Origin of the sequence: Gracilinema caldarium (genome assembly GCF_029265695.1) — a bacterium.
Lineage (GTDB): Bacteria > Spirochaetota > Spirochaetia > Treponematales > Breznakiellaceae > Gracilinema > Gracilinema caldarium_A.
Map to the genome: position 1 here is coordinate 1 of NZ_JAJUHW010000054.1, position 14,285 is coordinate 14,285.

Consider the following 14,285-nt stretch of genomic DNA (forward strand, 5'->3'; position numbering starts at 1 on the left):
AACCACCGCCCCCATTATCGTAATCTACCCCTTCCTGCAAAAGTATTTTGTAAAGGGGATCATGATTGGATCTATTAAAGGTTAACCAAATCATAGGAGGTTCAAGATGAAGAAACTGTTGGCAGTGGTGCTCGCCCTTACCGTGGCAGCAACCACCCTTATGGCAAACGGCAGCCAGGAAGCGGCTGTTGCTCAAAAGTCGGCGGCTACAAAACCCGGAACCGGTTCCACCCCCGGATGGCAGTTGAACAAGGATAAACCGATCACCTTTGATTGGTATATTAATTTCAGCTGGTTTGCCCGGCAGTGGGGCGATTCGGCAGTGTCCAAGTACATCACCGAAAAAACCGGTGTTAATATCCGCTATATCGTTCCTGCGGGCAACGAAGCCGAAAAGCTCAACTCTATGATCGCCGGTAACACCCTGCCGGACCTGATCACTATTGGCTGGTGGGAAGGCCAGGTTCCTATGATGATCGATTCTGGTCTGGTACTCCCCCTGGATGAGCTTGCACAGAAGTATGATCCCTACTTCTTTAAGGTCGCCAATCCCCAGAAGCTCGGCTGGTACCGCCAGGAAAACGGCCATGTCTATGGCTATCCTAACGCATCCTATACCCCCCAGGATTATGAAAAGCTTAAGGGAAAACTTACCAGCAACCAGACCTTCCTGGTCCGCAAGGATATGTATGAAGCACTGGGCAAGCCCGACATGACCACCCCCGAGGGCTTCCTCGCCGCGCTCCGGGCCGCCAAGGCAAAATTCCCCAGCATCGGCGGACAGCCCATTATCCCGATCGGACTCATGGAATTCGGTGACACGGGCTGCGCTTCCCTGGAAGGCTACCTGCAGAATTTCCTTGCCATTCCTTACGAAAAGAACGGCAAGATCTACGACCGCAGCACCGATCCGGACTATGTCCGCTGGCTCAAGGTATTCCGCCAGGCTAATCAGGAAGGACTCATAGCAACCGACGTGTTTGTAGACAAGCGGTCCCAGATCGAAGAAAAAGCAGCCCAGGGCCGCTACTTTGCCATGCTGTACCAGAACTGGGATATGCAGGCCGCCCAGATGGCCCTGTACAACCAGGATCCCAACAAGATTTATATCGCTGTGGAAGGTCCCAAAAACTCTAAGAAGGAACCCCACACGCTGGGCGGCCAGGGCATTGCCGGCTGGACACTCACCCTCATTTCCAAGAACTGTAAGGATCCCGCCCGGGCCATTCAGTTCCTGACCTATCTGATCAGCGAAGAAGGTCAGATGGACACCTACTTTGGTATTCCAAATGTCACCTATGCCATGAAGGACGGCAAACCCGAGCTGTTGCCCGCGGTGGCTGAACTGGATACCAAGGACAAGAATGCCCAGGAAACCAAGTACGGTGTGCAGTACACCTATTGGATGCTCATGGACAATCCCTGGGCAGACCAGTGGGGCGCCAAATACTCTCCAGCCCTTGCTCAGCCCCAGCTCTGGACCCGGCCCTATGTAAAGAGCTTTGCCGCCTATGACAACCTGCAGCTTACCCCCGGTTCCGACGAAGCTCTTATCGCAGAAGAAATCTCCCGCCGTTGGGGCCGTGATCTGCCACGGCTCATCCGAGCCAAGAGCGAAGCCGAATTTGACCAGATCTGGAACGAACTGCAGAAGTTCAAGCAGGACAAAGGCATTGCCAAGGTTCAGGCTGTCCAGACCCAGAAAATGACGGTGAACAAGCAAAAACTAGGTATGAAATAAAGGGGTATCCCGGTTTTATACCGGGATATGCAAACTAAAAAGGCTCGGCGATTCAAAGCCGGGCCTTTCTTTTAGAGCAAAGGAGTTGCCATGAAACGAATAAGCAGCCTTATAGGCAGCGCTCTCAGCGTACTGCTTTTGGGATCCTGCCTAACAATTACTGAAAAGCAAATTATACCGCCCCCATGGCGGCCTGCACCTGTGGAAGGAGCTGATGGTATTTCCGGTAAACCTCCGGTAGGGCAGATTGCGCCGGTGTATTACTCCGCCAACGAGATCCCCCAAATTGATGGAAATTTTAGCGAATGGGAAGGCCTCGGAGGAGTATATACCCGCGTCATGGTATACGGAGGCCTTGTGAATCCTAAAAATACTGATGGTCACTTTGTGGTCCGAACGGATGGTAAAAACCTGTACCTCTTTGCAGACATTACCGACGACGACCCCATGGTCAATCCCTTTCCAGCACCCCAGGCGTGGCGAGGAGATTCGGTTGAGTTCTTCTTTGGAACCGATACATCTCCCCACAAATTCTATAAAAACACCGATAAGCGGCTCCGTTTTGTTCCAAAGAGTAAGACTAATCCCCGGCAGGTAGAGATCAGCATTAATGACCAGACAGTGAGCATTCCAGATCTGCAAGCCGCCTTTGTTTATCGCGACTCAGGCTATCAACTCGAGGCAAAGATACCCCTTAGTGCCTTGAACAATAATCCGCTTAAAATGGGACAGAAGGTCCGCCTCGAATTTCAGATTAACGATGCCGATGAAGGCAAGGAACGGTCCCGGCTTGTGCATTGGATGAGCCAGGAAGACAAGTCCTATATGGACGCCAGTACATGGGGAGACGGTAAGGTTCAGGCCCTTCCGAAAATAGGGGAGGTTAAATAATGAATAAGCGATTTTTGAGCACCCTTATTATAGGGTTCTGTGTGGCCCTTTCGGCCTATGCCCAATATGTGCAGACACAGAAAGATGAAAATGGCTGGCGGCTCTTAATAGACAACCGGCCAGTAGAAGTAAAAGGTATGGTGTGGTCCTATACACCCATCGGCGAAACCTATACTTATGACCTGTGGAGCAAGAGCGACGATTTTATTCAGCGGATGATCGATACGGATATGCCCCTCTTAAAGGCCATGGGGGTGAATACGATCCGTATATTTTCCGCTATTCCGCCCAAATGGGTTGAATACATCTATGTAAAATACGGAATTTTTACGGTCATTAACGACCTCTTTGGCCGTTACGGCGTGTCGGTAAACGGCCGCTGGTACCCCCAGACTGACTATTCGGACAAGCATACCCGAGATGCCCTGATCGCCCAGGCTAAGAAAACCGCAGAGACCTATAAAACAACCCGGGGCGTACTCATGTACATGCTGGGGAACGAAAGCAACTACGGCCTCGTGTGGTCAGGATCCAACATCGAAAACCTCCCCATGGGCGAGCAAAATGCGGTAAAAGCAGGCTACCTTTACAGCCTTTTTGAGGAAGCCATGAAGGTTGTCAAGGATATCGACCCCCTGCGCCCTGTGGGCATCATCAATGGCGACGTTCAGTACATCGACCTTATCAAGGAACTCTGTCCTTCTCTGGATGTGCTTGGCATTAACGTGTACCGGGGATATGTGGCTTTTGACAGTTTTTACGAAAATATCGCGAAAACACTGGATAAGCCAATCGTCTTTACCGAAGCCGGCGCGGATGCCTTTAACGCGATCCTTAAGCAGGAAGACCAATTCAGTCAGATGCTCTATTTTAAGAGTCAGTGGAAGGAGATTTACCAGCAGGCCTACGGAAAGGGCCGCTACGGCAACATTATCGGTGCCTTTGTATTTGAATGGATAGATGAATGGTGGAAACACTACCAAAACAAGGATTTGTCTGTTCACAACACTGACGGTACCTGGGCTAATGCGGGCTATGATCGGGACTTTATGCCGGGCATTAACAACATGGACGAAGAATGGTTCGGTATTGTAGCCCAGAGTCCCCTGACCATGAATGGCATTAATCGCCGTATTCCCCGGGCCACCTATTATCTCATGCAGGATATCTGGAAACTTTCCCTCTATGATTCCTCTGATGTGGAAGTAGAACAGCATTTTGCATTACTCCAGGATAGCCTGTACCTGGCGAAGGGTCTCGAAACCGGACTACAGCAGCAGGCAAAGGAACGGGAACTCCTTTCCTTAAGCGCCCTGGATGTAACGGTTGGGTCTTTGGCTCAGCTTAATCATGATAAGATACTGACCGACCTAGCCAGCGGTATCCCGATTCAGCAGGCCTTTAAGTTCACCACCTATGCGGAAAGCAATGTGGGCTTTAAGCTTACGCCGGCAGAAAATCTTTCGGGAAACCTGTACCTCAGGACCTGGACAGTCGCAGAGCCCAGCAAGCTCTACGAGCCCTACCCGATGTATACCAACACAAACAAAAATATTGATCTTTATGGGGCTAACTTTACCTATGAGGCGGCCAATTTTAACCTGAACGGCTACTACCATGTGGGCCACGCCAGCTTTGAAAATACCGGCGACCTATTTAACATTAATAAGGAAGCCTTTGACATCATTGGCTACGATACCTACGGTTCTAAGGCCCCGATAGCCCTTGAATTTGTCGGCAAAAACAGCCTGGAGGGGCTCCAGATAATCGGCGGCCCCGAAGTGTACGGATCCGCAAAACCCCAGATCCTGGCCAACTATTACCGGACCTTCCCCTCCCTTTCTGTCTATATTCCAGAAATGGAACTGGGCCTTGTGTATGCAGAAGAATTTGGTCCGGGGACACTTCCCACGAAAGATCCCTTTAATATTTACGGCCCAGGTCGCAAGGCTTCGGTCTATTGGGCGGGGAAACTCTACCCCTTCGCGACAGTAAAAGCAGGTGTCCTCTATGCGGGAACTGAAAAGGTTGGACTTCCCTACCGCGGTGCGGATGGAAGCCAAAAAGTAGTTGGATACCTAGATACTCTGGGCGGCAGTGTAGAACTGGGAACGGATATGTTCCGTTACACCTACCTGTATGGCAAATACATTTACCGTGGCCTGGTAACCGATACCAATCCTGCCATTGTCCGGGGTAGCTTCTTTACCGGAGATTCCGGTTCAGGTAACCGGCAGGAAATACAAATAGGAGCGGACATCAATTACAGTTATTTCAGCTTTAAGCCCATTGCACGGGCCAGGGTTCCTTTGGAAGGCCCCGCAGACCGAGCCTTAACCCAAACCTATAATGGCTATAATCCGCCCTTCTATGTGTTTGCGAACCGCCAGTCCGTCGAATTCGAAGCAGTCCTGACCTATGACCCAGAAGGGGCAACCTGGTTCCATGAATGGAATAGCGACGATATAGAAGGCGCTCCCTTTGCGGCAAGCCTTACGGGGCTTTATATCCTGTACGCCGGGCCCACGGATAAACAGGTGTTCAAACTGGCTGATGGAACCTGGACCGCCTTCTCTGGGAGCCTCCCGGAACAACGGAACCTCTGGGCTGCGGGGCTCCGGCTTGTTTCGAATCCCTTTGGGGAACTTAGGCTTATCGCCCATGCCGAAATCGGACACCAGGGCAGTACCGGACAGGATACCCGGATCGCCGACTATTGGGGTGGCAGCCTTAAGGTTCGCTGGGGCCAGATGATGGCCTTTGGGGAATACTACAGCAACAAGTGGCTTGAACCAGCCTGGGTTAGGACCTTTAACCTGACCTATCCCGCCCGCTGGACTGTGGACCTCTCTTTTGGATTTACCAAACCGGTCTTTACGTTCCGGACTAACCGGGCAGGTGTAAAATGGGCAGGCTGGACCTTCGGTCCCTATTCTTCGGATCCATGGAATGCTATTCCCGGAACTGCGGACGACGGTAAATCTTATTCAGAGCTAACCCTGTACTGGAATATAAGCCTGTAGGAGATACAATGCGCAAAACAAGATTGATGAGCATAACCGCGGGCTGTATTTTAGCGTTGTCGGTGATTTTAATCACAAGCAGCTGTATGTTTTTACCTCCGGAAGATTCAAGTACCCTTACCTTCGAAGGGCTTTCCCTCGCATGGAGCGATGAGTTCGATGGGGCTTCCGATGCGCCGGACAGTGCCAAATGGACTTATGATTTAGGCGGGGGCGGCTGGGGAAACAATGAGGTTCAAACCTATACGGATACGAGGACTAATTCCTATGTTTCCAATGGCACCTTAAAAATAAAGGCTCTAAAAAGCGGTTCTACTTGGACCAGCGCCCGGCTCAAGACGGATGGCAAATACAGCTGGAAACAGGGCTATATAGAGGCCCGGATTAAGCTCCCTGCTGGAAACGGTGTGTGGCCTGCCTTCTGGATGCTGGGAGACAACATAGGAACCGTAGGCTGGCCCAAGTGCGGCGAAATAGATGTAATGGAATATAGCCCCGCCACAACAGGTGTGAACAAAGTATTTGGTACCGTACACTATGCTACTGCTACAGGTACTCATGACTATAGATCTCTCGGCGAGAAAATAGACAGTACGGTTACCACAGCCTTTCACACATACGGAGTTAAGTGGACGAGTACAGAAATAACACTGTATATCGACGGCCAAAAAATTGGGACCCCCTTTAAGAAAATGGCCGATACTCCCTGGCCTTTTGACCAAAACTTCTTCATCATTCTGAACATAGCCATGGGGGGCAATCTGGGCGGAACCATAGATTCCACGCTAACCCAGGCCATTATGGAAGTAGACTACATTAGAGTATATCAGTAGTAGTACCTTGTAAGAAGCGCACTTCAAAAGTCTGTAAAAAAACTGTCCATTCATTATGGGTGGACAGTTTTTTTATTATCCGAAAAAAGCACACCAAAGCGAAAACTCTCTGCCTACCAATTCATGCTATACAATGAGACCATGAACATACCAAGAAATCATCCATGAAAGGAGAAGAAACAATGAAAAAGGCTCAATGGCTCAGTTTGGCAGCCCTCATTGCTGCGGGCTGTATCACCCTCTTAGGTTGTCCCACCCCGACTGCACCAAGACCGGGTACTGATGACGGTAATGGCTTGCCTATAAGTGATAATCCGACTGAACCATCTAGTACAGGTTTATATATCTATCCCTATGAGATCGATGTCCATTTTGCCTTTTATGTGTGGGAACAAACGTTTACGACGAGCAATCTGGATGGCGGTGGAATAAAGGTTATTGCAGGCAGCAAAGGCTGGGCAGGCGGAAGTTTCGCAAATGTTATTAATAATACTAGTTCTTTTAATTTTTCATCCGTTAGAAAAGTTAAGTTCCAAATACGCAGCAGCCTTCTCCCGCGAAACATTCATTTCATACTTAATGATGGTACAGAAATATGTAATAAAACCCTCGAAGTCTTAGGTGTCACCAATATTAGTTCTACCAACTGGACCCCTGTGGAAATAGATGTAAGTGCCTATTCCTCCAAGACTATTAAATCCGCCTTTTCATTCGTTTTGGAAAATGATGCCGGCGGAGGTCTCTCTGCTGGATCATGGTTTGATATTAAGGGAATCGATTGGGTCGATAGCCAGGGAAATTCTGTAAACATCTGTCAGTAAAATAAGGACCAGAAAAGCTTAAAGAGGTAATTAGGCTGAAGCGTTTCAGTTTAATAAATGATGTATGAGGAGGACAAAGAAAATGATGCAAAAAAGAATTGCCGTAATTTCGGCTATTGTATTGGGCGCAGCACTGACTTTTACAGGCTGTCCGAGCCCAACAAGTCCCACGGTTCCAACGAACCCGAAAGATCCTACCACCCCTACGGATTACACATTTCTGTTTAAAGCTCTGGATGGCAGTGGGGATGTGGCGACCGCTTTAGATACCTGGAACTCGGGCACTACAATCAGTGATTATAGCTCCGACTCTGTATACGCGAATGCTAAACAGATTGTAAGCGGTACCGGTTGGGGGACTGCTGTTGCGTGTATAGCCTTTAAAGATTTTGACAGCGGCAAACTGGCTGAATATACTACATTAAACTTTAAGATTAAAACCTCTGATTATACTACTGTACGAGTTAAGGTGCCCGAAGAAGAAAAGGAATACGCCCTTTCTAGCGGTGTATCTTTGGCAAATGGTTGGATCCAGATGGCAATCCCTCTATCAGATTTTATTGCTGGGGTTACGAAATTTCAACCAGCCTATGTGAATCAGTTCGCTATTTTTTCTTTTGGGGCCGGTTCAATGTTGGTTACTGATGTGGCCTTGTCTGGTTCTGGGGCAGTATATAAAAAAGCTATGGAAGATAAAATTGCCGAAGCCCAGACTCTACTGACAGACCATACTGTGGGTACCGAAGATGGTAATGTCTCGCAAGAAACTCATGACGCGCTGAACAGCGCAATTGGAGATGCTCAGAGTTTTATCAGCGGCTCCATTTCAGCCCAATCAGCAATTACCGTAGCCCTTAAAACTTTGCTGCTTGCAATGAAGGATTTTGAAAATAATATAATTAAATCCGTCCCCGATACATTACCTCCGGCACCCACTATTAATAGCGCTAATGTTATTTCTCTTCTTAATAGCAGCGGAACCTATACTGATTTCAATGTACAGAATTGGAATCCTAATTGGGGTCAGTCTGGTTCCATCACTGATGCTACGATTGCTGGCAAGACAATAAAACTCTTGGACCTTAAAAATTATCAGGGCGTCGCTATCGATGAAACAAATCGTATAAATATTACCGGAAAAACAAAATTGCATATGAGTATTTGGACAGCCAATGGCCAGCAGTTCTCGGTGTATGCTATAAGCTCTGGAGATGAACAACAGTTATTAACTGGGCCGATAACCAAAAATCAATGGAATGATATTGTAATAGATATTGCTACTGGTGATTTTACCAAGGTTATGCAGCTCAAATTTACCGCTGCAACAGTCTCAGGAGGACCCGAGAATGTTGCGGTAGGCCAGTATTATCTGGATAATATTTATTTTGCAAATGAATAAAGACTAATCTTCCCCCGCCGGTCTAACATACCGGCGGCCGGTGCGCTTTCAGTAAGCCCGCCCAGACCAAAATCCGGGCGGGATTTTTTATATAAAAAAACCGAAAAAAAGACACCAAAACGAAATCAGCAGCATACGAAAATACACAAAAATCTCCAAAATCAGCTATACTGGGTATATGGTTCGGCGCTGGAAGTTTTCCACCCAGGTTGCGTTCATCTATACCCTTATTATTGCTGTTCCCCTGAGCCTTCTGATTATCGGGGCCTCCGAATATGTAGCGAGTAACAGCATTACCGCCATGCTGCAGGAATCGGAGCGGATTATCAGCGAGCAGACCCGGTATGTAGAAAACGCGGCCCTCCAAATGGAACACCTGGAAAGCGTTATCTCAAGCGACTTTGATCTTAAGCAGTTTTTGTATTTATCCACCGCCAATGAACCTGAGCGGACCATCGAAACGCTTATCTACCACACAAAAATCCTAGAACGGATTACCTTTACCCAGCCCCTCATTTACAAGGTGTACCTCTTTGTAAAAAACGAGGCGATCCCCGAACGGTGGCCCCTGGTGTATCAGGAAGACCGGCTGGCAGACAAGAACATACCCCGGTGGGTCTTTAATTATACAAATAGGATCACGAGCCGAGTAGAACTGCAGGTGGAGAGCGCGGTGTATCTGACCGCCGAAATGGAACTCCAAAAACGGCATGTGGGATATGTGCAAATTGGGGTTCGCATGACGGACTTTTTCCCCTTCCTTTACTATGACAACGCCCAGGCTGGTTCGGGTTTTACCATGGTGTATCAGGGCTATGAGCCCCTGCTGGCGGATCGGAAATTGGATCCGGTCCTTATTAAAGAGATTGATGAACGGTTTCCCCAGGCCGAAAGCGGTACCTGGCGCTATAAAAACCATACCGATGAATACATCCTTGCCTTTAGGCGCATCCCCCGGCTCGGCCTTACTTTGGTCCACTGGCGGTCTGCCAAAAGCCTGATGGCTAACATTTCTATCATCCGCTTTGTGTCCATCGGAATTTTGCTGCTTTCTATTCTGGTGATGTTTATGATCATAAGCGGCGCCACAAAACGGCTCTTCAGGCGGCTCTATACCATTATGCAGGGCCTGCGGGCTGTGCGGGATGGCAACCTGGAGGTCCGCATCGCCGTGGAAGGCACCGACGAGGTAGCCGAAATGGCAGACATCTTTACCGCCATGGTTGCCCAAATCAATTCACTTATAAAAAGCTCCCGGAAGGAACACGAACTTTTGGCCCAGACCCAGATTAAGGCCATGCAGAACCAGATAAACGCCCATTTTCTGTATAACGCCCTGGAAACCATTAAAATGCAGGCGGAACTCAAGGACGAGCAGGAAATTGTGGAGAGCATTACCATCCTGGGCCGCCTCATGCGCTATTCTCTTAAGCTCGGGAAACACCGAGTGTCCCTGGAACAGGAGCTCGAATACATATCCGACTATATCAGGTTGATGAACCTCCGCAACGATTACACCATAACCCTGCATATCGATGTCCCCGCGGCATACCGGGGCATAGAAATTCCCAAAATGCTCATACAGCCCGTGGTGGAGAACGCCGTAAAGCACGGCATAGAGCCCATTGGGGAAGATGCGGTCATCAATATAAGCTGCGCCGCCGATGTACCGCGGCAGCGCTGGTGGATCATCGTAGAGGATTCTGGCCGGGGTATGGATGGGACGGCTTTAGAACACTTGCAAGAGCAGGTGGCAAGCGGCCGCGAGCGGGAAGGGGCATCGGGAGGCATAGGGCTTTCCAACATTCAGCAGCGGCTCTGGGCCTTTTACGGACAGGACTTTACTGTGGAACTAGAAAGCATTCCTGGTCAGGGAACAATAGTAAAATTACCATTACCCTTGCCGCAGCAGTGGGGAGTGTAGAGTGCCTATGAAAATACTCATTGCGGACGACGAAAAGACAATCCGGGCAGGATTGGTCAAAATTATCAGTGAGCATTTTACTATTCCTCTTGAACTATTGGAGGCTAAAAACGGCCAAGAAGCCTGGGACCTGGTACAGCAGGAAGCTCCAGATATTCTCATTACCGATATCCGTATGCCTAAAATGGATGGCATTGAACTCATGCGGCTTGTTGCTGGTCGGGAAAGTAAACCTGCCATGGTGGTCCTAAGTGGCTATGACGATTTTAGCTATGCCCGGGAATCCATACGGCATGGAGTTGTTTCCTATATCTTAAAACCCGTGGACAAACAGGAAATACTTCAGGTTCTGGATAAGCTAGTTTCCGAACGATTAAGCCAGCAGCGGCAGCGGGAAGAACAGCTCCTTGCATCCGCTATGAAAGGCCGGGTGCCGGAAAAGGAATCCCTTTCGGAGCTTATTGCACGGGACGCCTACCGGATCTTTAAATGTGTTCAACCAGGATCATTCGAATTATCGTCTTTTTTAGACCAGAATAATGCATATATTGTGGAAGAGCGGCCCCAAGCCTTGGCGCTGTTGGTCCCCGAAACAAAGCGGCTCGAGATACTGGAGATTATCGGGAAAAAAGCTGTCTTTATCGGTCTAAGCGACATAATTCGCACTCCCGCGGACCTCCAGACCTGCATGACCCATGCTGACATTGCCGCCCTGACTCGCTTTTTTGTTTCCGATAAAACCTTTTATCCTTACGAGGAGCTTGCAGACCCGGCGGTCCACTGCAGCGAAGTGCGAACCCTGGATACGGTTGCGGTTTTAATCGGCACTGGGGACAGGTCTGCATTGGATCGTAACCTCCAGTCCCTATTCGCTTTCGAATCCGATTCGCTTTTTCAGAACGTCACCGCCCTGTACCACATTGTGAGCCAGCTTCCATCGCTGCTCGCAGCCTTTCATCAATATACAGAATCCGATCCGTATCTTGCTATGAAAGCTCTGTTGCTCCGGGACAGCGATAGATACACCGCCCAGGAGGACCTTAAAAAGGATCTGGGAGATTTTATACTTTATTTGGATATAACCCTTAAACAGCGCTACTCTGCCTATCCCTTTATCGAACAAGCCCTCACGTATATTGCAAAACACTATACCGAAGACATTTCTATGGCCGTGGTGGCCAACCACTGTTCGGTGAATTACACTTATTTTTCTGAGAAATTTAAACTGGTTGTGGGCACCAACTTTAACGACTATGTAAAACAGCTCAGGCTGGAAGAAGCAAAACGGTTGCTCCAATCTGGTTGTTATAAGGTATACGAAGTGGCTACCCGTGCAGGCTTTGGGGACGTTAAATACTTTATGAAAACCTTTAAGGAAGCCACCGGTCTCAGTCCCGGGGAGTACCAGAAACGCTTTATTGTTTGAACAAGCCATTCTTGGAAAGGCTGATATACAGCAGAGATTCTGGAACAATGAGGTAGTCAAGCGACCGGGAAGGCCGCTGGCGCAGGGTGTAGTTGGCGTCTAGTGTATACTTGTTCAATTTTATCGAAATCCCTACAGTTCCTCCCCAACCTGGGTTGAATTTTTCGTTATTAATAACCGCTGAACCTTCCGCTCCTAACCGGATTCCAATATTATTGCCAAACCAGGTTTCTAGCATTGGCATCGCCCTGACATAATAGATGTGACGGTCCAAAAACAGGTCATTAACCTGTTTTATTGCAAAGAATGTCCTGCCTCCGGAAAAGGCAAAACTTGCGGTCTGTTCTGTATAAAGCGGAGCCATAAAACGGCTGAAACTCTCTGATGAGATGTCGTACCAGTATTGGGGCTCCGAAGTCCAGGAAACTAGCCCATCCCAAGACAGCGATCCAGTACGATTTTTTATAAGGAACGCAAAGGTTCCCCCAAAAACAGGAGCCTGGGTTGGTAGGTAGCCAATATTGTTGAGATTAAATAAGTAGTATTTCCGGATAATATATGCCCCTTGGACATCAAACCCTACATTAAGATAGGGACTGATTGAAATTCCAAGAGAAATAATCCCTCCATAATAGGTAGATTGCTGGTTACCCATCTGTGCATAAATATCTTTTGGTTCATCGGGATCGCTAACTACAGAATCCTGCCAGCCGGTTACAGTCAGGTTAGCGCCAAAACCAAGAGAGGATGTAAGCGGAGTCTTATAGCCCAACATGACTAAATCACGCCGCTCACCTACACCCCATAGGTTGTCTGCATCACGTATAATGAGCTGATTATTGTTTGTGTCCTTGTATCCCCAGGTTATAAAACCCATGCTTATTGATGTTAATAAGGTATCAGTGGTCAGACTGCCTAAATAGGCAGGGTTCCAATAGCTCGTATATCGTTCGGGAATTACCTTAAATGTAGCAGAGACCGCCGCAAGCTTGCTGAGCATTGAAGCAATAACTGAACTTTCGGGATCTAACTGGCTCGCTTTTTCTAACTTGTCCCGGGCTTCATCCTTTTTGCCCGCATCCAGTGCGGCTATACCTTCCGATAAGGCAACCAAAGCATCGGTATTTCCTTCTGGTTTTACTTCTTTTGCTGCAACCTTTTCTGTACCGGTCCCTTTAATAAAACGTACAATTGAAGTGGCAAAATATGAACCAATATAGCTATAATTGGATGGTTTTTCCATTAGTTGGTCGCTCCACACAACCTCTGAGGTTTCTACATCGAGCATGTTCAGGTTAAACAACAATGCATCGCCAAGATCGGTAATAGATCCGTAGATTAAATATCGTACAGAAAGTAATTTACCAACTTGTACCTGGTTTGCCTCGTCAGCGACTCCGGAAAGGGCAAATTCCATTTCTTGTAAGGCTTCGTTGCGTTTTTCGCGGTCTACGATCCTAACAGCCCGTGTTTTACCGAGTTCAAAACTGATAATTTCTGTAAAACCTTTTCCTAAAAAGCTATATTTTGGATTGTTTGTATTAATTTGGAAATCGTTTAAAGCCATGGTTGGTGTACTTTGAGCCCAAAGTGGATTCATAACGAAATAAAAACCGCAAAACACAACCGATATAAAAATTCTTAATCTCTTTATAGTGCACCTCCATTGAGGCTATGACAGTTATTAATAATTGTAGTATTCTTATTGCAATAATGCAAAGAATCGCCTGAGCGGGTTTTTTGCATGTATCAATACGGATAAGAGGAGGTTACTATGCCCGCTGAACGGGATAGAACGATCGATGCCCTGACGGCTGCTTTTGCGGCGGGGGAACTTACCATGGAAGAATTCGAAAAACGGGTCGAGACCGCGAACCGGACTAATGATGAAATTGCCCTGCGCCGTCTTTTAGCTGACCTGCCCCGCTTTTCAGGCGACACGCCGGCAGCAGCCCATACCACCACACATACCGCTGGCACCACCTGGTCTCGGGACTGGATGGATTATTCGGGCCGCATGAGCTATCGGGGCGGCAAGGCAGACCAGGTGGCTATTTTTTCTTCCAGCCGCCGGGTCGGCAACTGGACCCTGCCCAAGCGGCTCGATTCGGTTGCCATTTTAGGTTCCTGCCTCATCGATTTGCGGCAGGCGGACATTCCGCCCCAGGGGGGCCGCATCGAAGCGGTCGGCATCTTCGGCTCAGTTCAAATCCTTGTGCCGCCGGGC

Annotated in this window: 10 protein-coding genes; 9 read left to right on the plus strand and 1 reads right to left on the minus strand. The window is 48.4% G+C overall.

What is annotated here, in order from left to right; translation table 11 throughout:
* The first annotated feature begins 106 nt into the window (after positions 1 to 106).
* The 8 genes from Q7P68_RS12660 (at position 107) to Q7P68_RS12695 (ending at position 12,058) form a co-directional block, all read left to right on the plus strand.
* A complete protein-coding gene (locus Q7P68_RS12660; RefSeq protein ID WP_304226237.1) occupies positions 107 to 1,741 on the plus strand; it encodes an extracellular solute-binding protein in 1,635 nt (544 codons plus the stop codon).
* 90 nt (positions 1,742 to 1,831) lie between these two features.
* Positions 1,832 to 2,632, plus strand: coding sequence for a sugar-binding protein (locus tag Q7P68_RS12665; RefSeq protein ID WP_304226239.1), 801 nt, complete (start codon positions 1,832 to 1,834; stop codon positions 2,630 to 2,632).
* Positions 2,632 to 5,655 (plus strand): glycoside hydrolase family 2 TIM barrel-domain containing protein, encoded by a 3,024-nt coding sequence (locus Q7P68_RS12670; protein ID WP_304226241.1) that lies wholly within the window; start codon positions 2,632 to 2,634, stop codon positions 5,653 to 5,655. Before Q7P68_RS12665 ends, Q7P68_RS12670 begins: the two co-directional genes overlap by 1 nt.
* 8 nt (positions 5,656 to 5,663) lie before the next feature.
* The gene (locus Q7P68_RS12675) at positions 5,664 to 6,488 is read left to right on the plus strand and encodes a glycoside hydrolase family 16 protein (RefSeq protein WP_304226243.1); all 825 of its coding nucleotides are present in this window, start codon (positions 5,664 to 5,666) and stop codon (positions 6,486 to 6,488) included.
* Positions 6,489 to 6,670: 182 nt separating this feature from the next.
* Positions 6,671 to 7,309 (plus strand): hypothetical protein, encoded by a 639-nt coding sequence (locus Q7P68_RS12680; RefSeq protein ID WP_304226245.1) that lies wholly within the window; start codon positions 6,671 to 6,673, stop codon positions 7,307 to 7,309.
* Positions 7,310 to 7,391: 82 nt separating this feature from the next.
* A complete protein-coding gene (locus tag Q7P68_RS12685; RefSeq protein ID WP_304226247.1) occupies positions 7,392 to 8,708 on the plus strand; it encodes a hypothetical protein in 1,317 nt (438 codons plus the stop codon).
* Between the two features lie 178 nt (positions 8,709 to 8,886).
* A complete protein-coding gene (locus tag Q7P68_RS12690; protein WP_304226249.1) occupies positions 8,887 to 10,632 on the plus strand; it encodes a sensor histidine kinase in 1,746 nt (581 codons plus the stop codon).
* A gap of 7 nt (positions 10,633 to 10,639) precedes the next feature.
* Positions 10,640 to 12,058 carry a response regulator gene (locus tag Q7P68_RS12695; RefSeq protein ID WP_304226250.1) on the plus strand — a complete coding sequence of 473 codons (1,419 nt, stop codon included), beginning with the start codon at positions 10,640 to 10,642 and terminating at the stop codon, positions 12,056 to 12,058.
* On the opposite strand, the gene Q7P68_RS12700 is transcribed toward Q7P68_RS12695, so the two are convergent.
* Complete coding sequence (locus Q7P68_RS12700) at positions 12,048 to 13,658, minus strand: CsgG/HfaB family protein (protein ID WP_304226252.1); 1,611 nt, start codon at positions 13,656 to 13,658, stop codon at positions 12,048 to 12,050. The genes Q7P68_RS12695 and Q7P68_RS12700 overlap by 11 nt on opposite strands.
* Before the next feature lie 174 nt (positions 13,659 to 13,832).
* Here Q7P68_RS12700 and Q7P68_RS12705 point away from each other — a divergent pair.
* A partial coding sequence (locus Q7P68_RS12705) for a DUF1707 SHOCT-like domain-containing protein (protein WP_304226254.1) occupies positions 13,833 to 14,285 on the plus strand: 453 nt, incomplete at its 3' end.